Below are 23,406 nucleotides of genomic sequence, written 5' to 3'. Positions count from 1 at the left end.
GATAGATGGACGCGGTAAAAAGGAGAGATTCATAAATGATTAGATCAATGTATGCAGGAATCGGTGGAATGAAAAACTTTCAAACGAAGCTCGATGTAATCGGGAACAACATTTCAAACGTAAATACCCATGGTTTTAAAAAAGGAAGAGTTACATTTCAAGACCTTGTGAGTCAGCAACTCTCAGGAGCTGGATCAGCCGGAGAAAATAGAGGGGGTACCAACCCGCAACAAGTGGGGTTAGGTTCAATGCTTTCTTCAGTTGATAGTGTTCAAACACAAGGGTCTGTCCAGTCGACCGGACGAGATCTTGATCTCGCTATATCTGGGGATGGCTTCTTTATAGCGGCTGACGGTAACCAGTCTTATTATACGAGAGCCGGGAACTTTTATCTTGATCAGCAAGGAAGACTTGTAAATGCTGACGGAATGAGAATACAAGGATACCCTGCTGACGAGAACGGCGTGATCAATGACACGCAACTTGGCGATCTTCTCATTCAATCCGGTGGTGTTACTAATCCTCAAGCAACACAAAATGCAACCCTTCGTGGAAACTTAAACGCGGAAGGAGCAGTAGGTAGTACCCGTCCGATGGAGTTTTTGGTTCATGATGAACTAGGGCGTACCCATTCTATTAGAGTGGACTTTACAAAGAATGGTGTAAACAGCTGGGAAGCGACATTTAGCCGTGAAGTTGAGGGTGATGACGGGGAACTTGAGTTCGAAGAGTTTGGAGCGTCAAAACAATTGGATTTCACAAGTGGAGAATTGCGACTGGAAGATGGCGACGACGAGGATGAATGGTTAGAAGAGATGACACTCGCTCTTGGTGATGCTCCAGCTGTTGCGTTTACTCTTGATTTTTCTCGAATCACGCAATTTGCTTCTCCTTCAAACGTGGAAATAGATGAAGTTGATGGGAACCGAGAAGGCGTTCTTGAAAGTTACAGCATTGGAAGTAGCGGTGAAATCAATGGTGTATTTTCTAACGGAGAGGTCCGGCTTTTAGGGCAACTTGCTACCGCTAACTTCAATAACCCGGCCGGTCTCACAAAATCCGGGTCCAATATGTTTCAAGCTTCCAATAACTCAGGCAATCCACAAGTCGGAGCTCCGGGTCTTGGAGGAAGAGGAGAGTTAATGGTATCGGGCCTTGAAATGTCCAACGTTGATTTGAGTGAGGAATTTGCTGAGATGATTGTGAGTCAAAGAGGGTTCCAAGCGAACACACGGATGATCACCACGTCAGATGAACTCCTTCAAGAATTGGTTAACCTCAAACGATAAAGAAAGAGTCGCCCTTTGGTCAATCCTTAGGGCGGCTGTATAGAAGGAGGGTAACAATGATCTTATGGTAGAGCTCACACGATTAAATAACGATAAGTTTATATTAAATGCACTGCTTATTGAACAAATTCACACCTTACCGGATACTACGATTACATTGATTAATGGAAAAGCGATTGTAGTGAAGGAATCAAAAGAAGACTTAACAAAAAAGATCTTAGACTTTTATAAAGAAGCAGGCCTTACTTTCAATACGGCAATGATGAATTGGGACGAGGTGAGGAAAAACTAAATGTTTAAAAATCGCTTAGTAAATATTATGGTCATTATGTTGACTACTTTAACGTTAATCGGTGTTTTAGGGTTGGTCATCATTACCCAATTTGAAAGTCCTACAGTTGCAGATTCAAAACCCTCTATTGAAGAGATGATTAAATGGAGTGTTGAAACGGATGAAATTACAACAAACCTGTTGTCAAACAATGTGATTAGAACAAAATTTGTGATTCAACTCGATAGCGATGACGCAAAAGAAGAATTCGAAAAACGAGATTTTCAAGTTGAAAATATCATTATAAGAGTATTAGCCGATCGAAGTGCAAGTGACTTTAAAGGTTCAGATTCGATCATTGAACTGGAACAAGAATTGATTACGTATTTTAATAACCTACTAGACACAGGTGCTGTAGAAAACGTGTATTTAAGAGAGCGTATTATACAGTAAAGTAGCACAGGTAAACAAGGCAGGTGAAGGTTTTGGCGGATGTATTATCACAAGGGGAAATTGATGCCCTTCTCTCGGCCATATCTACGGGTGAGATGGATGCAGACGAGTTAAAAAGAGAAGACGCAAAAAAAAGAATACGTACATATGATTTTAAGAGAGCCCTTCGTTTTTCCAAAGATCAAGTTCGTGGTTTGACTAGGCTTCATGAGAACTTTTCGCGCTTACTTACGACTCAGATGTCAGCTCAGTTAAGAACGTATGTTCAGATGAGTGTAGCTTCTGTGGATCAACTTCCATATGAAGAATTTATTCGTTCTGTTCCGAGAAGAACAATTTTAACCGTATTCGAACCCATCCCTATGGATGGTCGGCTATTAATGGAAGTAAATCCGAATGTTGCCTATGCCATGCTCGATCGGTTGCTTGGAGGGAAGGGAGAAGCCCTTAACAAGAGCGAAGGTTTAACCGAAATCGAAACAAAGATTATTTCACAACTTTTTCAAAAGATGTTGTACACCTATCAAGAAGCGTGGAAATCCATTGAAGCGTTTAACCCCGTGATGGAGGAACTTGAGGAGAATCCTCAATTTCTTCAGTTGGTTTCCCCAAATGAAACAGTCGTTGTCATTTCTTTGGAAACATTGATAGGAGAAGCTTCAGGAATGATTAATTTCTGTTTGCCTCATCTGGTTATCGAACACTTGCTTCCCAAACTGAGTGTACATCTTTGGATGCAAGAAAAACATAAAGAACGGCTACCGTTTGAAGAAGAATCGTTAAAAAAGAATGTGAAAAAAGCATTTCTACCAATCAGTGTGGAGCTGGGCCGTTCTTCCATTACCATTCAAGAATTTTTGCAATTGGATAAACACGATGTGATTGAGCTCAACCAACAAACGGATTCCCCTTTAACCGTATGCGTGGGGGATGAACCTAAATTTCTGGCTCAACCAGGTAGACAAAAGAAGAACATGGCTGTTCAAATTACAGAAAAAATAGGGGAGGGAGAACACATTGACTGATGATATGTTAAGCCAAGAAGAGATAAATGCTTTGTTAAATGGTATGAATGAGACTAAATCTGATGGCACTCAAGGTATTGTAACAGAAGATTACTTGTCCGGTATCGAGCAGGATGCTCTTGGAGAAATCGGCAACATCTCCTTTGGAAGTGCAGCCACAGCTTTATCCACTCTTCTAAACGAAAAGGTCGATATTACAACACCGAAAGTAACGGTAATTAGAAAGGAAAATCTTGACGAGGAATTTCCCCAACCGCATGTAGCCGTCCATGTGAAGTATACGACAGGATTTGAAGGTGTAAACCTTATGGTCATAAAGACGACTGATGCTGCAATTATTGCTGATCTTATGCTTGGGGGAGACGGTCTAAATCCTGACAAAAACTTATCCGATATGCATATTAGTGCAGTTCAAGAGGCCATGAACCAAATGATGGGCTCGGCGTCAACATCCATGTCTACCATTTTTAATAAGCGAGTAGACATTTCCCCACCAGGAATCGATCTGTTAGATTTGTCTGAAAACATAGGATTGAACCAAATGCCCGATGGAGATGTATTGGGAAATATTTCATTCCACTTAAAAGTGGGGGAATTAATTGACTCCAAGATGATGCAATTAGTTAGTATTTCGTTTGCAAAAGAAATGGTGGAAGAGCTTATGAATCCGGGATTAGATTCAATTGAAGTAGCAGCTTCAAATGAATTGAGTACAGAGTCCTCTCCTCAACAACCTGAAATACCAAGAGAAGTGAAACCTTCACCGGGGCTTGCAGAGGAGCAAGAGCCTTCTTATGAATCTGAAACACTTGATTACTCGTCGGGCAACCTTACACAACGAACAGCGGATGTTGCACCAGTAGCGTTTAGTGAGTTCGGGGTGGAAGAAGGAAGGAGCCACACGACTGAAGTTAAAAATTTGGATATGCTCCTTGATATTCCTTTGGAAGTGACAGTGGAATTAGGTCGAACGAAAAGATCGATCAAAGACATATTGGAGCTTTCACAAGGGTCAATTATTGAATTGGATAAGCTCGCCGGAGAACCGGTGGATGTACTGGTCAATCAAAAACTGATTGCCAAAGGAGAAGTAGTTGTTATTGATGAAAACTTTGGCGTTCGAGTGACAGACATTGTTAGTCAACGAGATAGAATCAATAAATTAAAATAAGTTATTTTACAGGGGGTACCAATAATGGGTGCAAGAGTATTAGTAGTAGATGATGCGGCGTTTATGAGAATGATGATAAAAGATATCTTAACTAAAAACAATTATGAAGTAGTTGCAGAGGCACAAGATGGGCAACAAGCTGTCTCTCTTTACAAAGAGCATAAGCCAGACCTAGTAACAATGGACATTACGATGCCTGAGATGGATGGAATTACAGCACTTAAAGAGATTCGAGGTTTTGATGGAGATGCGAAAGTGATCATGTGCTCTGCTATGGGACAGCAAGCGATGGTGATTGACGCCATTCAAGCAGGGGCTAAGGACTTCATCGTTAAGCCATTTCAAGCAGAACGAGTGTTGGAAGCCATAGGCAAAACGTTAGGATAATGATTGGTGTGCAAAATCAGTTGAAGATGAAATGGTTTGTAGTTTTATGGTTTGTAACTTCTATTTTCTTGTTACCGGAAAATGTGTTTAGTGAAGAAGGTTTTGGGGATAGCAATCGTTCTGTAACAGAGGGTCTAATGGATGGTTACGACTCACCAATATCACAAAACCAACAGGATAATGAAACGCTTGTTCAAACGTCTCAAAATGAACAAAGTTACATTGGGATGTTATTTCAAATGTTCGTGGCTTTAGGTGTCGTCATTGCACTTATTTATGGGCTTTTAAAACTATTTAATAAACGAAATATGGCACACCAAGCTCATTCAGCCATTAAGAATGCAGGTGGTGTAAATATAGGTCCCAATCGTTCTGTTCAACTCATTCAAGTAGGGGAGAGAATTCTTATTGTAGGAGTGGGAGAGAACGTCCAATTGCTAAAAGAGATTTCGGATAAACAAGAAGTTGATAAACTACTTGAAGATCATCGACCTCAAGACGCATTCGACATCCCTCTTAATAAAGCAAGTCATTGGTTAAGGCAGTCGTTTAACGCTAAAAAAGATACAAAACATTCTTTTTCATCTATGCTCAATGAGAATTTAAAGAGTGTAAAAGACACTCACAATAAACTTCACACGACATTGAAGGAGAAAAAGTAATGCTTGAGATCCCGGCATTAGACATCTTTAGTGATGAACCTGAGAATTTAACATCTACGATCCAACTGTTATTACTATTAACAGTGCTGACGTTGGCGCCGAGCTTTCTTATTTTAATGACCTGTTTTACTCGTGTCATTATCGTTCTAAGTTTTGTGCGAACTGGTCTTGCAACTCAGCAAATGCCTCCAAACCAGGTCCTTATTGGACTTGCTTTGTTCATTACGTTTTTTGTAATGGCACCTGTGTTTCAGGATATAAATGAAGAAGCTCTTCAGCCTCTCTTTAACGAGGAGGTAACACAAGAAGAGGCATTTGAAGCTGCAGCTGGACCTATTAAAGAGTTTATGGCCCACCACACGCGAGAAAAAGACTTGGCATTGTTTATGGGTTATCAGGGGTTGGATCGTCCTGAAAGTTTGGACGATATTCCTCTTACTGCACTTGTTCCCGCATTTGCTATAAGTGAGCTAAAAACGGCGTTTCAAATCGGCTTTATGATCTTTGTCCCTTTTTTGATCATTGATATGGTCGTAGCAAGTGTTCTCATGGCCATGGGAATGATGATGCTACCACCAGTAATGATTGCTTTACCATTTAAAATTTTGTTATTTGTCATGGTGGATGGATGGCATTTGGTTATTCGTTCATTATTATTAAGCTTTTAAAACTGAGGTGTGAAACGTGAGTTCAGAAATGGTTATATCATTAGCAGAACGTGGGGTATTCACGGTACTTTTAGTAGCTGGTCCTTTATTAATTCTTGCATTAGGAATAGGTTTACTAGTCAGCGTGTTTCAAGCAACCACTCAAATACAAGAACAAACCTTGGCGTTTATTCCAAAGATTGTAGGTGTATTTTTAGGTTTAGTCATATTCGGACCTTGGATGTTGGATGTCATTCTTTCATTTACTGAAGATATCTTTTCCAATTTACATCTATACATAGGGTAATAGAATGATTGATTTACTTGAGTGGTTCCCTGCATACCTTCTTGTTTTAGTGAGAATGTCTGCTTTCGTGATTACCCTTCCTCTTTTTTCGTATCAAAACGTCCCGTCCATGTATAAGGTAGGATTCTCGTTTTTCATGGCGTGGATTGTATTTTTTGCTTATGAGTGGCCTGTGATTGAGATAGACGCTCTTTTTTTTACCTTGATCATAAAAGAGGCACTCGTTGGACTAACGATCGGCTTTGTGGCTTCTCTTGTTTTATATGCGATACAGGTAGCAGGTGGGTTTATCGACATAAAGATGGGGTTTATGATTGCGAATGTCATTGACCCCCAAACTGGTGCTCAAAGTCCAATGACAGGAGGCTATCTCTATACATTTGCACTGTTATTCATGCTGGCAACAAATGCGCATCATTTATTGATTGACGGGGTGTTTTATAGCTATCAATTTGTACCTCTCGATCAGCCAACGCTTCCTTTAGGAGATAAGGGAGTGGTTATGCATGTTGTCACAAGTATGAATACGATGTTTATGCTCGCCTTTCAAATGGCGATGCCTATTGTCGGAAGCCTCTTTCTAGTTGATGTAGCATTAGGAATGGTTTCAAGAACAGTGCCACAAGTCAATGTCTTTGTAGTGGGACTGCCACTTAAAATTATTGCTGGTTTTTTAATGCTTTTTCTTGTCATGGGTCCGTTTTTTATTCTCGTGAGTCATTTGATTGAGACGATGATTGCAACGATGAGAGTGTTACTTGAGCTTTATGGAGGGTTTTAGCACATGTACCTTACTGCCGATCTGATGTTCTTCTCCCAAGAGAAGACCGAAAAAGCGTCACCGAAGAAAAAACAAGATTCTCGCAAAAAAGGGCAAGTAGCTAAAAGTTCTGATGTAAACACAGCTATTATCTTATTATTTGTTTTTTTATTTTTATGGTTAATTGGAAGTTACGCATCAGAGCGCTTATTTAAAATGAGTTCTTATACATTTGAACATTTACTAACTCTTGAACTGACAGAAAGAAATGTTCAGGCATTGTTCCTTGACCTGACGATGGAAGTAGTATGGATTGTAGGTCCGATTATGTTTGTAGCCATGATCGGTGCCATTATAAGCAATTATATGCAAGTCGGCTTCTTGTTTGCACCGGAGGCCATTAAGATGAAGCTCAGTAAAATGGACCCGATTCAAGGGTTTAAACGAATTTACTCAGTTAGAGCTTTAGTTGAATTTCTTAAGAGCATGCTCAAGATCAGTCTTGTGGGAATCGTCACCTTTACCATCATTTGGATTTATGTGGATGATATTCTGTCACTCGGTTTATATTCCGTTGGTGACAGTGCTACAATGATTGGCTCTCTAACCGTTATCATGGGACTCGCTGTGGCATTACTCCTCATTTTTTTAGGTATCTTGGATTATTTGTACCAAAAGTATGATCATGAAAAAAACATTCGTATGTCAAAGCAAGATGTGAAAGATGAACATAAGAAAAGTGAGGGTGATCCTCTCATTAAATCGAGAATGAAAGAAAAACAACGGCAATTGGCAACAAGCAGGATGATGCAAGAAGTACCAAAGGCGGATGTCGTCATCACGAATCCGACCCACTATGCAGTTGCCTTGAAGTATGATGAAGGCAATATGGAAGCACCAGTCATCACGGCTAAAGGTGTTGATTATGTAGCACTGAAGTTAATCGGGATTGCCAAAAATAACGACGTCATTACAGTAGAAAACCGCCCTCTGGCCAGAGCCCTATACGCCCAAGCGGATATCGGCCAAGAAGTGCCTGAAGAGCTGTTTAAAGCTGTAGCGGAGATTTTGGCTTACGTTTACCGTTTAAATAAACAAGCAGGTCAGTAAGTGCAAAGAAAAGGAGAAGTGCAATGGCACCTAGGGATTTAACCGTTTTATTAGGGGTAATAACGATTGTTATCATGTTAATTATTCCTTTGCCTACAGGCATCATAGATTTTTTAATCATCATTAATATCTCATTGGCGCTTCTGATTATATTAGTTGCTATGAATACAAAGGAAGCATTGCAGTTTTCCATTTTTCCAACACTGCTGTTACTTGTTACTCTATTTCGATTGGGACTAAACGTGTCTACGACAAGAGCCATACTTGGTAATCATGGTGATGCAGGGAATGTTATCGAAACATTCGGTTCCTTTGTTGTAGGAGGTAATGCATTAGTAGGATTCGTTATTTTTATCATTCTTGTGGTAATCCAGTTTGTCGTGATTACCAAAGGTGCAGAAAGAGTATCTGAAGTAGGAGCCAGGTTCACCCTCGATGCCATGCCAGGTAAACAGATGAGTATTGATGCAGACTTAAATGCAGGAATGATATCCGATATTGAAGCTAAAGAACGGAGAAAGAAAATTGAGCAAGAAGCTGATTTCTACGGCTCAATGGATGGAGCAAGTAAATTCGTAAAAGGAGACGCTATAGCCGGGATTGTGATAGTGATTATTAATATTATTTTTGGTCTCGTGATTGGAATGCTACAAGAAGGGATGCCCCTTGCGGCGGCTGCTGACAAGTACACCCTGTTAACAGTAGGGGATGGTCTTGTGAGTCAAATCCCTGCCTTACTCATCTCGACAGCGACAGGGATAGTAGTCACTCGTGCAGCTTCAGATGGGAATCTTGGTCACGATGTCACAAAACAACTATTTGCTTATCCGAAAATGATGTATGTAGCAGGCATTACCATTTTCCTTCTTGGGGCTGCTACGCCAATTAATTGGCCTATTCCTACGATGGTTGCTCTTATGCTTGGTGCAGGCGGGTTCTTCTTAAGTAGAGAGGAAGCTCGAGGCAAAGTAGAAGAAGAACGAGCGGATATAGAGAACGAACCGGACGATGACCTCGCTTCTCCTGAAAGTGTCGTCAGTTTATTGCAAGTCGATCCGATTGAGTTTGAATTTGGATATGGTTTAATTCCATTGGCAGATACGAATCAAGGGGGCGACCTTCTTGACAGAGTCGTCATGATAAGAAGACAACTGGCAATTGAGATGGGGATGGTCGTTCCAGTCATTCGAATACGGGATAATATCCAGCTTCAGCCGAATGAATATTCAATCAAGATTAAAGGCAGTGAAGTCGCAAAAGGAGAGTTGCTTCTCGATCATTACATGGCTATGAGTCCTGGTGTTGATGATGATGCAGTTACTGGTATTGAGACAATCGAACCCGCATTTGGACTTCCTGCTTTATGGATTACAGAGGAAACAAAAGAGAAGGCCGAATTATCCGGGTATACAGTCGTCGATCCCCCTTCTGTTGTATCAACACACTTAACGGAAGTCGTTAAAAATCACGCGCATGAACTTGTCGGGCGTGGGGAAACGAAGCAACTTATTGACCATCTGAACGAGTCCTATAGTACGTTGGTAGAGGATGTAACACCAAATCCTTTGACCATAGGAGAAGTGCAGAAAGTGTTAAGTAACTTGTTAAAGGAAAAAGTGTCCATACGAAACCTTCCGATTATCTTTGAAACCCTTGCTGACTATGGTCAGATGATAAAGGATACAACTCTTTTAACGGAGTATGTAAGACAGAGTTTAAGTAGACAGATCTCTAAACAGTTCGTACCTGACAATGAAGCTCTTCACGTCGTTACAGTTAGTGGAGCAGTGGAAAAGCTCATATCAGATTCGGTACAGCAAACAGAGCATGGCAACTATTTAGCACTTGATCCTGAGCGATCTCAACTTCTTATTGAGCAAATCATGGAAGAGGTTGAAAGAATGCAGCAAATGGGGTACATGCCGATTCTTTTATGTTCTCCAGCTGTGAGAATGTATGTACGTCATCTCATTGAACGATATATTCCTCAAGTTCCTGTTCTTTCTTATAATGAACTGGAACCGAACGTTGAAGTGCAAAGTATTGGGGTGGTGAAAGGGATATGAAAGTAAAAAAAATTCAAGCCTGTGATATGCCCGAGGCCTTAAACCGAATCAAGCAGGAACTAGGACCTGATGCTGTCATTCTCCATTCAAGGACAATTGAAAAAGGAGGGTTTTTCGGATTTCTTACTAAGAAACAATTAGAAGTAATCGCGGCAGTTGACCCTGAACCAACGATTCATAAAGAAAAGAAAAAACAGCCTGCAGTAATCCCTTCAAACCGAGTGGAAAAAACGAATAAGGATCAACGCTCGATAAAACACACCATTTTACCACTCTCCCCAAAAGGACTACCCAATCATACCGGTGGTCCTTTGGAGAAAATGAATCACTTGTTTTATTTAGAAGGATTGTCAGAAGACCTTAAAGGACGCGTCATGGGTGAGGTTACGAAACGATGGTACAAAGAAGACTCGCCAGAATTTATTGATGACGTTTCTTGGTTTAAAGACGCTATGGAACAAGTTATTCCTGAACAATCTTTTACTGGAACTCCAAATCGCAAAAAATTTATCTCCTTAGTTGGACCTACTGGTGTCGGAAAAACGACGACTCTTGCAAAAATGGCTTCATACACCTTGTTGAAAGAAAAGAAATCGATCGGTTTTATTACTTCCGATACTTATCGTATTGGTGCTGTGGAGCAATTAAAAACGTATGCGCGCATCTTAAATGTTCCAATTGAAGTCGTTTACACCCTTGACGACTTTAAAAAGGCACAACAAACCCTCGCTGACAAAGACGCGGTGTTTATCGATACAGCAGGGCGCAATTATCAAGACGGTGATTTTATTGATCAATTACGACACACGATCGATTTAAGTGAGGATGTGGAGACCCATTTGGTCTTGTCTTTAACAAGTAAATATGAGGATATGAAACTAATTATTAATCAATTCAAAAAGCTTGAACCAGAATTTGTGATTTTCACCAAATGGGATGAAACATCTTCACACGGGTCAATCGCAAATGTTCTCTCTGACTTTCACCTAAAGCCTTCCTATATAACAACAGGACAAGATGTACCCGACGACATTCAACTAGCGAAGAAAAATAGCATTATAGATCAAATGGCAGGCAAGTATTATGGTTCATAAAGATCAAGCGTCACAATTGAGGCTTACAGTGAATGAACATCAAAAGAGCAGTACTATTAAACCGGTAAGCACGAAAGCGCATGTAATGGCTGTGGTGAGCGGAAAAGGAGGAGTTGGTAAATCCAACTTCGTCGTAAATTTCAGTTTGGCTCTTACGAATGTAAATAAAAAAGTATTGATTATCGACTTGGATTTGGGAATGGCGAATATCGATCTATTGATGGGAAAGACTTCTAAGCATTCCATGATTGATATGATGAAGAATAAATGGCCGATAACAACAATTGTTGAAAAAGCACGAGATGACCTTCACTATGTTACAGGGGGCTCGGCCTTAGCAGAATTTGTTCACTTACACTCTGAGGATTTGGAATTTTTCACAAATGAACTTTCTTCAATTGTTGAGGATTATGATGTCATTCTTCTCGATTTTGGTGCTGGAATCACATCTTCGGGAACGAAGCTGTTATTTGCTGCTCATGATGTAATCGTCGTTACGACACCTGAACCGACTTCTCTAACGGACGGGTATGGAATGATTAAGTTTATACATAAAGAAGATCCCTTACTTCCAGTTCACCTCCTTGTAAATCAGACGAAAAACCAAGAACAAGCATTGGCAATTACCTCGAATATCAAAAAGGTATGCCGCTCTTTTTTAAATAAAAAGATTGAATTTTTTGGTTTCTTACCTAAAGACAACGTGGTTTGGGAGTCGGTTTGTAATCAGCGACCTTACATTAAAGATAAACCTCAATCAAAAGTGAGCAAAGCGATGGTGAAGGTAGCCTATGATTATTGCGGAAAGCCAAAAACCGACCGCTATCCTTTTGTAACAAAACTAAAAGGGTGGTTAACAAATAAATGACGATAGACAAGAAGATCCGAGTAGTGATTATTGATGATTCTGCCTTTATGAGAAAAATGATCGGCGACCTCCTTGAAGCTGACTCCACTATTACAGTCATTGGCAAAGCAAGAAACGGAAAGCAAGGGATCGCTCTAGTAAAAGAGCTAAATCCTGATGTCATCACGTTAGATGTAGAAATGCCAGTGATGAGCGGACTGGAAGCATTAAAAACCCTAATGATAGAAAATCCCGTTCCTGTGATTATGGTTTCAAGTACGACAAAAAGAGGTGCTGATACAACAATGGAAGCCATGAGTCTTGGGGCATTTGACTTTATTCCAAAACCGTCAGGCTCGATCTCCTTAGATATGCACCGAGTTCAAGCAGACCTGATCCAAAAAGTTAGAGCGGCATCAACGTCCATTCAAAGCCAAGCAGTTGAATTGGTAAATCATCATAAAGTAGAGGAAGAAACAACGACGGCTTGTGCAAAGACCATGAATCAGATTGTTGCCATTGGTACATCTACCGGTGGCCCTCGTGCCTTGCAAAACATTTTAAAGGATTTGCCTTCAACATTTCCTTATCCTGTTTTAATCGTGCAACATATGCCGCCAGGATTTACGAAGTCGTTAAGCGAGAGGCTAAATCAACTATCAAAAATCAAAGTAAAAGAAGCGGAAAATGGTGAAATCATAAAAAGAGGGATTGCTTATATTGCTCCAGGAGGCTACCATTTAAAAGTGAAGAGAATTGGGTCTTCTGTCGTAGTTCAATTGGATTACTCTGCGTCCTCTGTTAATGGGCATCGACCTTCCGTTGATGTGATGCTTCATTCACTATCCAACTTGTCAAAAACACGCACAATAGTGGTAATTTTAACCGGAATGGGGAGCGATGGCACATGTGGAGTGAAACAGCTTAAATCTGTAGGAAACGCGTTTGTGATTGCTGAATCAAAACACACGTCAATCGTGTATGGTATGCCAAGATCTGTCATTGACGCTGGGCTGTGCGACAAGGTCGTTGATCTAAATCAAGTCACAAAGGAATTACTCAAACATTAAGAGAAAGGTGGGAATAAAGAAGATGGAGAAAAATCAGTACTTGGATATGTTCATTGAAGAGAGTCGTGAACACGTTCAATCCATTAATGAGCACTTGTTACAATTGGAGACAGATCCGAACAACAAGGACTTAATTGGAGAGATTTTCAGATCGGCCCATACATTAAAAGGAATGGCGGCTACAATGGGCTATGAAGAAATTACGAATCTTACTCACCAAATGGAAAATGTTCTTGACGGTATTAGGAATGATACATATGAAGCGAACACGATATTAATTGATGTGGTTTTTGAATCTGTTGATTATATTGAAAAAATGGTAGAAGACATTGCTTTAGGTGGAGATGGCACAGCAGATGTTCAATCTGTGTTGGAGAAACTTTGCGAGTTTGAGAGAAATGGGGCCGTAAAAGAAATAGCGGCAGTATTGGAAGCGCCTTCTATTGATACTGAAACCTTTGATGATTTTGAACTAACTGTAATCGCTCAATCAGTGGAGCAAGGTTATGTACCTTTCAACGTAGAGGTCACTCTTCGTGAAGACTGTATTTTAAAAGCGGCTCGAGTTGTCATGATCTTTGATGTTTTAGAACAAGTAGGAGAAGTCATCAAAACGAACCCACCTGTAGAAAAGTTGGAAGACGAACAGTTTGACAATTCCTTTAGCTTGACCATTCTATCAACAAAAACCTCTGACGAGCTTAACGAGAGGATCTTCAAAGTAAGCGAAGTAGAAAAGGTGGTAGTCACTGAAATTGACTTGGACTCTAAAAAAGAGGACGAAGGACAACAAGAAGCAAAGCAAATTGAACAAATCAAACAAGTTGAAACAAAAAAATCAAATGAAAAAGAAGCAGTAAAAAGCACCTCCGGAAATAAAACAATTCGTGTAAACATTGATCGATTGGATGCTTTGATGAACTTGTTTGAAGAACTAGTCATAGATAAGGGCAGGCTCGAACAAATTGCAGATGAATTAAACAACAACGAATTGACAGATACAGTTGAACACATGACCAGAATTTCTGCAGATTTGCAAAGTATCATACTCACTATGAGGATGGTACCTGTAGAGCAAGTATTCAACCGATTTCCAAGGATGGTTAGAGGGCTTGCAAAAGACTTGAATAAACAAGTCCAACTTAAAGTAGTCGGTCAAGAAACCGAACTCGACAGAACAGTCATCGACGAGATTGGTGACCCCCTTGTGCACTTACTGCGAAACTCCATTGATCATGGGGTAGAGACTCCCGGGGAACGCATAAAGCGAGGAAAGCCCGAACAAGGTACGATTCAGCTTCATGCATATCATAGTGGTAATCACGTGTTTATAGAAGTTTCCGACGATGGAGCGGGAATTGACACAAATAACGTCCTCTCAAAAGCAATAAAGAAAGGTGTCGTTACAGAAGAATCTTCAAAAACACTTACGGAAGCCCAAATCTATGATTTGTTATTCTCTAGTGGCCTAAGTACGAGAGAGGAGATCTCGGATGTTTCTGGACGGGGTGTAGGTTTGGATGTTGTTAAAAGCAAGATTGAATCACTAGGCGGAAGTGTGACGATCACATCAAGTCAGGGGCAAGGTACAACATTTTCGGTTCAGCTTCCATTAACGCTTTCTATTATTTCAGTCATGCTGGTGGAAGTGGGTGTTGAAAAATACGCTATTCCTCTTTCTTCTATTATCGAGACGGCAATCATTAAAAAAGAAGATATCCTTCGTGCGCACAATCAACAAGTCATTGATTTTAGAGGCCGGGTCGTCCCACTCATTTCTTTGAAGAAAATCTTTGATACCCCTACCGATTTAGAAAAAGGAGAGGAAGAGTACCTCTCTGTTGTTGTGGTCAGAAAGGGAGAAAAGATGGCAGCGTTAATTGTAGATTCCTTTATCGGGCAACAAGAAATTGTTTTAAAAGCATTAGGAAGTTACCTCAGTCAAGTGTTTGCGATCTCAGGAGCAACCATTTTAGGAGACGGAGAAGTAGCATTGATTATAGATTGCAATACAATTATTAAGTAAAAAAGGTTATCAATTTGTAGGCACACATAAATTGGAGGGGTTTGAATGAGCGTTTTACAAAGTCAAAAAGTAATCGTTTTTCAATTGGGAGAAGAAGAATATGGGGTAGGTGTCGAACAAGTCAAGTCGATTGAAAGAGTACAAACAGTTACTCGTGTACCAAATACAGCATCTTTTATAAAAGGTGTGATTAATCTTCGAGGCGTTGTCACTCCTATTCTTGATCTGAGGATGCGGTTTAACATTCAAGAGAGAGAGTACAACAATCAGACAAGGGTAATTATCGTAACTGTTGATGATATGGAAGTGGGATTAATTGTAGATGCAGCAAACGACGTGATGGATATTAATCAAGATAACATTGAGCCGCCGCCTGAAGTTGTAGGAGGCATTGAGGCTGACTACCTCAATGGAGTCGCTAAGCTCGAAAAACGTCTTCTTATTCTACTAAACTTAAACAAAGTGTTGAGCAAGGCTGAGTTGGAGGAGTTAAAAACAATTGAGGCAAAATCGTAATGGATCGAAAAGCGATCAGCGAGAAGCATCTTGATGCTTTTAAAGAAACGGCAAACATTGGAGCTGGACATGCTGCCACAGCCTTATCGACGCTTTTGAATAAACCGATGGATATGAGTGTGCCACAAGTGGATCTTGTCCCTTTTGAGGAAATGAATGAACGACTTGGAGGTGGAGAAGCGGTCGTTGTTGCCGCTTTCCTTCAAGTCGAGGGTGATGTGACAGGTAGTTTATTCTTTATGCTTTCTTTAGACGGTGCATCTTCTCTTGTGCAAGAACTCACATCTAACTTAGAAGAACCCCTTAAAACCCCTCCTTACTCATCAATGGCTCTTTCTGCCTTTAATGAAGTAGGGAATATTTTAGCTGGATCGTACCTTTCAGCTCTTGCGGAGTTTACAAAGCTAAGACTTTATCCAACTGTGTCACAAACAGTGGTGGATATGGCAATGGCTATCGTCAGCCATGGGTTGATTGCCCATTCCATGCATAGTGACTATGCTTTAGTGATTGATACAAAGATGACAGAAAAGGGTTGCGATAAAAATAAAATGAATGGTCATTTTTTCTTCCTTCCTGACCCAAAGTCATTTCAACCTCTATTACAGTCATTAGGAGTTCAACTTGATGGATAATATCGTGAAAGTAAGTATGGCAGATCTTAAGATGACTACACCTCCAATGAAATTAAGAACGATGGGACTTGGGTCATGTGTAGGTATTGTCGTTTATGATGAGAAAACGAATGACTGCGGCATGGCTCATATTATGTTACCTACCTCAAAATTATGTAAGCCTGAGAATTTGAATCGAGCTAAATACGCTGATACAGCCATACATGACCTTCTTTTGAATTTGAAGAAAAAAGGCGCGCAATTATCTTCCTTGAAAGCAAAAATAGCAGGCGGTGCACAGATGTTTGCCTATTCTAACTCAAGCGAATCGATGAGAATAGGGCCACGAAATATAGAAGCGGTAAAAGAAGAACTGAAAATCAATCGAATACCAATTGTGAGTGAAGATGTTGGAGGAAAGAATGGGCGTACAATTGAATTCAATTCAATGACGTTTAAGCTAGAAATTCGTACCATTAATCAAGAGATGAAAGTCATTTAATCCTTCATGTGAACGCATGATGGTTTAACAAACAAAGACAAAGACAAAGACAAAGACAAAGACAAAGACAAAGAACATGAATCCACTAGCCAGTGTGAAAAAGTCATAGTCGGGAGGGGACATTATGCCAAAGCTTGGCGAAGTGAAGGGGATGGAACTGTATTGGGAGCGCTTTAAAACAGGTGGTGATAACGAGGCATGCGATCGATTAATTGAAGCCTATATGCCTTTAGTGGACTTTCATGTGCAAAGGGTCGCAGCCGGTTTACCGAAAAGAGTGCAGCAAGATGACTTGAGAAGTCATGGCCTCATGGGACTATATGATGCATTGGCAAAGTTCGATTACAAGCGAGAACTCAAGTTTGATACATATGCTTCCTTTCGTATTAGAGGCGCCATAATAGACGGTTTACGCCAAGAAGATTGGATGCCAAGAACCTTACGGGAAAAAGCCAAACGAATTGAAAGTACTCAGTACCGTCTAGAACAGCAATTGGGAAGGGCACCAGAAGCGTCAGAAGTCGCGTTAGAATGTTCGTTAACGGAACAGGAAGTTCTCCAAATTATGCAAGAGAGCCTCGTTTCTCATTTGCTTTCTATTGACGAAAAAACAGGTGATGAGGTTCCAGGTGAAACATACGCTTCTACGATTATTGATCACCAATCAAGGACTCCTGAAGAGCACGTCCTACAAAAAGCTAAATATGAAGAATTAGGACACATGATGAAAGGACTTACTGACAATGAGCAGGTGGTTCTCAGTTTATTTTATTTCGAAGAACTTACATTAACAGAGATCGGTAAAGTCTTGAGTCTTTCTACTTCTCGGATCTCACAAATTCATTCCAAAGCCTTGTTTAAGTTACAAACGGCATTGGTGCGAATGTAACGATGTGTTGTAGTGTGAAGGGAGAGGACTATGAGGGTAAAGGAGTACATTGATATTACATTGTCGAACGATCACTTAAAAGCATATGCAACTTTGAAGAAGCCTCTTGAAGGTGCTGTGACAAAACACGAGATTTTAACTTTTTTGGAAAATTCTGGTGTTGTTTATGGAATTGATTATAAACAGATAGATTCATTTCTTTTGGAGGACCTGTCCGCTTCTAGCCCCGTTGTTATTGCAAGTGGAAAAAAGGTCATCCATGGAACACCGGCAACTGTGACGGCCGTTGTAACATTGTTTGAGCAAGGAGGTGAAAATGAGACACAGATCATGAACTTGCGAAATATTCATCAGCTAAAAAATGTTGAGTCAGGAACAACAGTTGCTAAAAAGGTAGAAGCTACAATAGGGGAAAACGGAATGACGGTTTCCGGACAAGAAATAAGGGCGACTCCCGGTAAAGACTTGACGCTAAGGGCAGGACGACATACACGAGTAAATCGTGAACAAACGGAACTGATTGCTACTTGCAGTGGGAAATTGAGCGTGGAAGATCATATCGTTCACGTATATCCTGTCCATGAAGTAAATGGTGATATTTCAATGAAAACAGGGAACATTGATTTTGCAGGTTCGGTAAAAGTTCATGGGGATGTTCCAGCCGGATACGAAATTAATGCAAAGGGCGACATTATCATTTTAGGCTCCGTAGAAGGTGCAGACCTCAGCAGTGGTGGTAGCATTTACGTAAGAGAAGGAATCGTTTCTCAAGGTAAAGGTTCAATTACGGCAGAAGTCAACGTACACACGTCATTTGTAAATCAAGCAACCATTTTTGCGGGTAATGATTTAATCGTAGCGCAATCCATTTTACACAGTAACATAAGTGTCCTAGGGAAAGTTGAATGTACGGAACAACGAGGCAATATCGTTGGGGGAAGTGTGTCAGCGGCACAAGGAATTAAAGTAAATGAAGCTGGAAATGAGATGAACACCCCAACTCACCTTTACTTAGGAGTCCATAAAGAGGTACTCATTAAAGAAAAAGAAGTTTCAAAAATGTATGAAGAAGCAAAGCAAGTCATGACTAAACTGTCAAAATTGTATCGAATATTAATTCAGAAAGAACAGGAAAATTCATTACTTGGTAAAGAAAGACTGTTCATAGTAAAAGTAAAGCATAACATCGTTAAAACGAATAAAGACTTTCAAGAGATCAGTGAGAAAAAAGAAAAAATTCATTATGTCTTACAACAACCGGAATCGATAGCGTTACACGTTCAAAAGGGATTGAACCCCAATGTAAACGTTTATTTCGGTAAATATAGAAGAAAAATTCTCGCTAAGCACCATTGTGTTACGTTAACATTGAATAAAAGTGAAATTACACTCACTTCATTATAAAATGGATGAGAGGTTGATCTAGAATGGGCGGACTAAAAGCACTTGAATTGCAAGTAGTTCTACCGAGAACGCAAATGGCGGGAAAAATACAAGATCAACTTCAGCAAAGAGGCCAAGTCACCCAGTCTATACTCACAAAAGAATCCAGTCGTTTAGACAAAGTGAAACGAAAAGTCATTACACCTTCGGAAAAAACGAGTCTACATATAGCTACAGACCTAACACAACAAAATGCAAGTTATGATCTTCACCCATACATTGGAAGAACTGTTGATATATCAAAATGAAAGAGGAACAAAAATGGAATACTTACTAATGGTCAGCGTCGCCTTGCACCTTATCAGTTTCTATTTGATCGTATTGCTTTTCCAACGTCAACATAAGGTAGAGGCTCATTCTAATCCATCTACAACCACAAAAGAAATTGAAGATTTGCTGTTTGCATATACAACCGAAATGAAAGAAAATAATGTTTCTTTGATAAAAGAACTTAAGAAAGACAAAGAACAAAGGCAAAACGATGATCACTCACCAATGAAGGAACACTCAAAAGCGACACCCACATATCTTCCACCTTCCCCTACAAATAACGAAGATCACGTGGAAACCTCCCAAACGGCCCAGATCCTTTCCTTATCAGAGAGAGGTTTCAAAGTAGATGAAATCGCAAAGAAAATGAACATGGGCAAAGGGGAAGTTGAACTTTTTTTAAAGTTTTATAAATAATGTGGGATTCATATTCGATGTATAACGCCGTCGGACTTTTGTACTTCTAATAAAAGTTTGAAATAATGCGTCTTAAATCCTTGCTAGAACCTATCTTCCTATGGTATAGTAATTCTCGGTGTTAATCACACACGCATGTGGATTTAAGTAATGGTGCTGCATAGCGCAGTTTTACTTTTAGACGAATCATGCGGAGGATAATAAAAAACCAAAGGAGGTGTTTGATGTGGCAGTTATCTCCATGAAACAACTATTAGAAGCTGGGGTACACTTCGGTCACCAGACTCGTCGCTGGAACCCAAAAATGGATCGCTACATCTTCACAGAAAGAAACGGAATTTACATTATTGACCTTCAAAAGACGGTCAAGAAAGTAGATGAAGCGTATAACTACGTACGCAACATCGCAGCTGACGGAGGGAAAGTTCTTTTCGTTGGTACGAAAAAACAAGCGCAAGATTCTGTTAAAGAAGAAGCTGAGCGCGCTGGACAGTACTTCATCAACCAACGTTGGTTAGGTGGTACACTTACAAACTTTGAAACAATCCAAAAGCGTATTCAACGCCTTAAAAACATTGAACGTATGCAAGAAGACGGAACGTTCGACGTTCTTCCTAAGAAAGAAGTTGTCCTTCTTAAAAAAGAAATGGACCGACTTGAAAAATTCCTAGGCGGAATCAAGGACATGAACACACTTCCGGACGCACTATTTGTAATCGATCCTCGTAAAGAGCGTATCGCAATTGCAGAAGCACGTAAACTTCACATCCCTGTTGTAGCTATCGTTGATACGAACTGTGACCCGGATGAAATCGATGTTGTTATCCCAGGTAATGACGATGCGATCCGTGCTGTACGTCTTCTAACTTCTAAAATGGCTGATGCTATTATTGAAGCTAACCAAGGTCAAGAAGAAGAAGTACAAAAAGAAGAAGAAACAACTGCTTAATATATGCACGTCCTACAAGGGTGATAGAGGGCCAGACCCTTTATCACCCTTTTTTAAAGAAGTTTTCGTTTAAGGACGGCTTCGATAAGTCAAGATGGTACTATGATACTTAACCTACTGAAATTTCAAGGAGGATTTACAATGGCAATCTCAGCTAAATTAGTTAAAGAACTACGTGAAAAAACAGGCGCAGGAATGATGGACTGCAAAAAAGCCCTAACAGAAACAGATGGAGACATGGACAAAGCGGTAGATTTCCTTCGCGAAAAAGGAATCGCGAAAGCTGCGAAAAAAGCTGATCGTGTAGCGGCAGAAGGTCTTACTGCGGTTAAAACTGAAGGTAACCAAGCTGTTATTATTGAACTTAACTCAGAAACAGATTTCGTTGCTAAAAACGAAAACTTCCAAAACCTTGTTGCAGCTGTAGCGGATCACATCCTTAAAAACAAGCCTGCTGATGTAGAGGAAGCACTTGGACAAGCGTTTGAAGGTGGTTCTGATGATACGCTTCAAAGCTACATCAACAACCAAATTGTTAAAATTGGAGAGAAGCTTTCTCTTCGCCGTTTCGCACTAGTTGAGAAAACAGACAGCCAAAACTTTGGTTCATACCTTCACATGGGAGGACGTATCGGCGTTCTTACTGTTCTTGAAGGAACAGACGAAGAAACGGCAAAAGACATCGCTATGCACGTTGCTGCGATTAACCCTAAATATGTAGGCCGCGACGCTGTTTCAGAAGAAGAAGTTGAGCGTGAGCGTGACGTTCTTAAGCAACAAGCGTTAAACGAAGGCAAGCCTGAGAAGATCGTTGAAAAAATGGTTGAAGGTCGCCTTGTTAAGTTCTTTGAAGATATCTGCTTGAACGAGCAGTCTTTCGTAAAAGACTCTGACCAAAGAGTTGGGAAGTACGTTCAGTCTAAAGGTGGAAGTGTTGTATCTTTCGTTCGCTTTGAAGTAGGCGAAGGTATGGAGAAGCGCGAAGACAACTTTGCTGAAGAAGTTATGTCACAAGTGAAAAAGTAAGTCGGATAAGAGGGGCACATTGTGTCCCTTTTTCCCAAGTGCAAAACTTTTTTCATCCGATCATGAATCAAACATTAGTTTTTAGACTAAGTCAGGAGGGTAAAATGGAGAATCCTAAATATAAACGTATTGTATTAAAGTTAAGTGGAGAAGCTCTCGCCGGAGATCAGGGCTACGGAATTGACCCTTCTGTAATCCAATCGATCGGAGAGCAAATCAGAGAGATTGTTAAGCTTGATGTTGAAGTAGCTATCATAGTTGGTGGAGGAAATATTTGGCGTGGGATGGCAGGAAGTGCGAAAGGCATGGATCGCGCCACCGCTGATTATATGGGTATGCTTGCAACAGTGATGAACTCCTTGGCTCTACAAGACAGTTTGGAAAACATCGGCGTTCAAACAAGAGTACAAACATCAATCGAAATGAGACAAGTGGCAGAGCCTTACATACGCCGCCGAGCGATCAGACACCTAGAAAAGAAGCGTGTGGTTATCTTTGCAGCAGGTACTGGGAACCCGTACTTCTCAACGGACACTACAGCTGCTTTGCGTGCAGCTGAAATCGAGGCTGACGTCATTTTGATGGCTAAAAACAAAGTAGACGGAGTATATTCTGCGGACCCTTCAAAAGATGCATCTGCAAAGAAATACGAATCTCTTACGTACCTTGACCTCTTAAAAGACGGTCTTGCTGTAATGGATTCTACTGCTTCATCGTTATGTATGGATAATGATATACCGTTAATTGTCTTCTCCATCATGGAAGAAGGTAACATAAAGCGTGCAGTAGTAGGCGAAGAAATTGGAACAGTTATAAGGGGGACGAATAAATAATGAGTCAAGAAACGATTAACCAAGCCAAAGAAAGAATGGATAAGTCAATTGAATCTCTTCGTAAGGAGCTTGCGACTCTACGTGCCGGTCGTGCGAACCCTTCCATTCTTGATAAAGTACAAGTCGAATACTACGGTATGATGACACCATTAAATCAACTTGCTACCATTTCAGTACCGGAAGCGAGAATGTTAACCATTCAACCGTTTGATAAATCTTCTCTAGCGGATATTGAAAGAGCGATTCAAAAAGCGGACCTCGGTCTTACACCATCAAACGATGGTAATATCATCCGTATTACAATTCCTGCACTTACAGAAGAGCGCCGTAGCGAGTTGGTCAAACTTGTTCGTAGATATTCCGAAGATGCTAAGGTTGCTATTCGAAATATTCGCCGTGATAGCAACGACGAACTTAAGAAACTGCAAAAAGACGGTGAACTAACTGAGGATGAGCTACGACGTAACCAAGATGACGTTCAAAAAGTAACGGATAGCTATGTTACAACAATCGACGGCATTGCTGACAACAAAGAAAAAGAAATTATGGAAGTATAAGCTCAAACCGTGTAAAATAAACAGAGTAAAAGACCCTCTATTATCAGGGGGTTTTTTTACACTTAAAAATGGAGACAACGGGATTGACAAATGGCCTTCATGCCCACTCGTTAAACGTCTCCACATTATACATTTAAGAATTAGTGGTAACAGGTCTTACACTTTACCGCAACGGCTAATAGTACCTATGCAGGTACTTGCCCTT

27 protein-coding genes are annotated in these 23,406 nt (G+C 40.4%); all 27 read left to right on the top strand.

The features are described from left to right. The first annotated feature begins 35 nt into the window (after positions 1-35). The 27 genes from G476_RS0109510 to frr all read left to right on the top strand — a co-directional run bounded on the left by G476_RS0109510 (position 36) and on the right by frr (position 23,201). Complete coding sequence (locus tag G476_RS0109510; RefSeq protein WP_026689894.1) at positions 36-1,289, top strand: flagellar hook protein FlgE; 1,254 nt, start codon at positions 36-38, stop codon at positions 1,287-1,289. 64 nt (positions 1,290-1,353) lie between these two features. Continuing rightward, a complete protein-coding gene (locus G476_RS0109505; protein WP_026689893.1) occupies positions 1,354-1,581 on the top strand; it encodes a flagellar FlbD family protein in 228 nt (75 codons plus the stop codon). Next, positions 1,582-2,013 carry a flagellar basal body-associated protein FliL gene (gene fliL / locus G476_RS0109500; RefSeq protein WP_026689892.1) on the top strand — a complete coding sequence of 144 codons (432 nt, stop codon included), beginning with the start codon at positions 1,582-1,584 and terminating at the stop codon, positions 2,011-2,013. Between the two features lie 32 nt (positions 2,014-2,045). Continuing rightward, entirely contained in the window at positions 2,046-3,038 is a 993-nt protein-coding gene (fliM, locus tag G476_RS0109495; protein ID WP_026689891.1) for a flagellar motor switch protein FliM, read from the top strand. Next, positions 3,031-4,209 (top strand): flagellar motor switch phosphatase FliY, encoded by a 1,179-nt coding sequence (fliY, locus tag G476_RS0109490; RefSeq protein ID WP_026689890.1) that lies wholly within the window; start codon positions 3,031-3,033, stop codon positions 4,207-4,209. Before fliM ends, fliY begins: the two co-directional genes overlap by 8 nt. Before the next feature lie 24 nt (positions 4,210-4,233). Next, positions 4,234-4,596, top strand: coding sequence for a response regulator (locus tag G476_RS0109485; protein WP_026689889.1), 363 nt, complete (start codon positions 4,234-4,236; stop codon positions 4,594-4,596). 8 nt (positions 4,597-4,604) lie between these two features. Further along, the gene (locus G476_RS22855) at positions 4,605-5,258 is read left to right on the top strand and encodes a flagellar biosynthetic protein FliO (RefSeq protein ID WP_169720884.1); all 654 of its coding nucleotides are present in this window, start codon (positions 4,605-4,607) and stop codon (positions 5,256-5,258) included. Next, complete coding sequence (gene fliP / locus G476_RS0109475; RefSeq protein ID WP_026689888.1) at positions 5,258-5,926, top strand: flagellar type III secretion system pore protein FliP; 669 nt, start codon at positions 5,258-5,260, stop codon at positions 5,924-5,926. The genes G476_RS22855 and fliP overlap by 1 nt, the downstream gene beginning before the upstream one ends. A 16-nt stretch (positions 5,927-5,942) precedes the next feature. After that, positions 5,943-6,212 (top strand): flagellar biosynthesis protein FliQ, encoded by a 270-nt coding sequence (gene fliQ, locus G476_RS0109470; RefSeq protein WP_026689887.1) that lies wholly within the window; start codon positions 5,943-5,945, stop codon positions 6,210-6,212. A 4-nt stretch (positions 6,213-6,216) separates the two neighbouring features. Next, entirely contained in the window at positions 6,217-6,993 is a 777-nt protein-coding gene (gene fliR / locus G476_RS0109465) for a flagellar biosynthetic protein FliR (RefSeq protein ID WP_026689886.1), read from the top strand. A gap of 3 nt (positions 6,994-6,996) precedes the next feature. Then, entirely contained in the window at positions 6,997-8,082 is a 1,086-nt protein-coding gene (gene flhB / locus G476_RS0109460) for a flagellar biosynthesis protein FlhB (RefSeq protein WP_026689885.1), read from the top strand. Positions 8,083-8,105: 23 nt separating this feature from the next. Beyond that, positions 8,106-10,148, top strand: a complete 2,043-nt coding sequence (gene flhA, locus G476_RS0109455; RefSeq protein WP_026689884.1) for a flagellar biosynthesis protein FlhA — start codon at positions 8,106-8,108, stop codon at positions 10,146-10,148. Continuing rightward, positions 10,145-11,242, top strand: coding sequence for a flagellar biosynthesis protein FlhF (locus G476_RS0109450; protein WP_026689883.1), 1,098 nt, complete (start codon positions 10,145-10,147; stop codon positions 11,240-11,242). The genes flhA and G476_RS0109450 overlap by 4 nt, the downstream gene beginning before the upstream one ends. Beyond that, positions 11,232-12,110 (top strand): MinD/ParA family protein, encoded by an 879-nt coding sequence (locus G476_RS0109445; RefSeq protein ID WP_035186347.1) that lies wholly within the window; start codon positions 11,232-11,234, stop codon positions 12,108-12,110. Before G476_RS0109450 ends, G476_RS0109445 begins: the two co-directional genes overlap by 11 nt. After that, the gene (locus G476_RS0109440) at positions 12,107-13,159 is read left to right on the top strand and encodes a protein-glutamate methylesterase/protein-glutamine glutaminase (protein ID WP_026689881.1); all 1,053 of its coding nucleotides are present in this window, start codon (positions 12,107-12,109) and stop codon (positions 13,157-13,159) included. The genes G476_RS0109445 and G476_RS0109440 overlap by 4 nt, the downstream gene beginning before the upstream one ends. Positions 13,160-13,181: 22 nt before the next feature. Then, entirely contained in the window at positions 13,182-15,185 is a 2,004-nt protein-coding gene (locus G476_RS0109435) for a chemotaxis protein CheA (RefSeq protein ID WP_026689880.1), read from the top strand. Positions 15,186-15,230: 45 nt separating this feature from the next. Beyond that, a complete protein-coding gene (locus G476_RS0109430; RefSeq protein ID WP_026689879.1) occupies positions 15,231-15,701 on the top strand; it encodes a chemotaxis protein CheW in 471 nt (156 codons plus the stop codon). Next, complete coding sequence (locus G476_RS0109425) at positions 15,701-16,336, top strand: chemotaxis protein CheC (RefSeq protein ID WP_026689878.1); 636 nt, start codon at positions 15,701-15,703, stop codon at positions 16,334-16,336. The genes G476_RS0109430 and G476_RS0109425 overlap by 1 nt, the downstream gene beginning before the upstream one ends. After that, positions 16,329-16,817, top strand: a complete 489-nt coding sequence (locus G476_RS0109420; protein WP_026689877.1) for a chemotaxis protein CheD — start codon at positions 16,329-16,331, stop codon at positions 16,815-16,817. The genes G476_RS0109425 and G476_RS0109420 overlap by 8 nt, the downstream gene beginning before the upstream one ends. Before the next feature lie 124 nt (positions 16,818-16,941). After that, positions 16,942-17,706, top strand: a complete 765-nt coding sequence (locus G476_RS0109415; RefSeq protein ID WP_026689876.1) for a FliA/WhiG family RNA polymerase sigma factor — start codon at positions 16,942-16,944, stop codon at positions 17,704-17,706. 30 nt (positions 17,707-17,736) lie between these two features. Further along, on the top strand, positions 17,737-19,110 hold the full coding sequence (locus G476_RS0109410; RefSeq protein ID WP_026689875.1) for a flagellar assembly protein A: 1,374 nt from the start codon (positions 17,737-17,739) through the stop codon (positions 19,108-19,110). Between the two features lie 23 nt (positions 19,111-19,133). Continuing rightward, positions 19,134-19,397 (top strand): hypothetical protein, encoded by a 264-nt coding sequence (locus G476_RS21670; RefSeq protein WP_035186345.1) that lies wholly within the window; start codon positions 19,134-19,136, stop codon positions 19,395-19,397. A 13-nt stretch (positions 19,398-19,410) separates the two neighbouring features. Beyond that, entirely contained in the window at positions 19,411-19,836 is a 426-nt protein-coding gene (locus tag G476_RS0109400; protein WP_026689874.1) for a DUF6115 domain-containing protein, read from the top strand. A 226-nt stretch (positions 19,837-20,062) separates the two neighbouring features. Beyond that, complete coding sequence (gene rpsB / locus G476_RS0109395; RefSeq protein ID WP_026689873.1) at positions 20,063-20,785, top strand: 30S ribosomal protein S2; 723 nt, start codon at positions 20,063-20,065, stop codon at positions 20,783-20,785. 141 nt (positions 20,786-20,926) lie between these two features. Further along, a complete protein-coding gene (tsf, locus tag G476_RS0109390) occupies positions 20,927-21,811 on the top strand; it encodes a translation elongation factor Ts (protein WP_026689872.1) in 885 nt (294 codons plus the stop codon). Positions 21,812-21,915: 104 nt separating this feature from the next. Further along, entirely contained in the window at positions 21,916-22,644 is a 729-nt protein-coding gene (gene pyrH, locus G476_RS0109385) for a UMP kinase (RefSeq protein WP_026689871.1), read from the top strand. Then, positions 22,644-23,201 carry a ribosome recycling factor gene (gene frr / locus G476_RS0109380; RefSeq protein ID WP_026689870.1) on the top strand — a complete coding sequence of 186 codons (558 nt, stop codon included), beginning with the start codon at positions 22,644-22,646 and terminating at the stop codon, positions 23,199-23,201. Before pyrH ends, frr begins: the two co-directional genes overlap by 1 nt. Positions 23,202-23,406: the final 205 nt, after the last annotated feature.

The sequence above is a fragment of the Alteribacter aurantiacus DSM 18675 genome (assembly GCF_000429705.1).
GTDB lineage: Bacteria > Bacillota > Bacilli > Bacillales > Salisediminibacteriaceae > Alteribacter > Alteribacter aurantiacus.
Note: the sequence above shows the minus strand (reverse complement) of the source record. Positions and strands in the feature narration are given on the sequence as shown.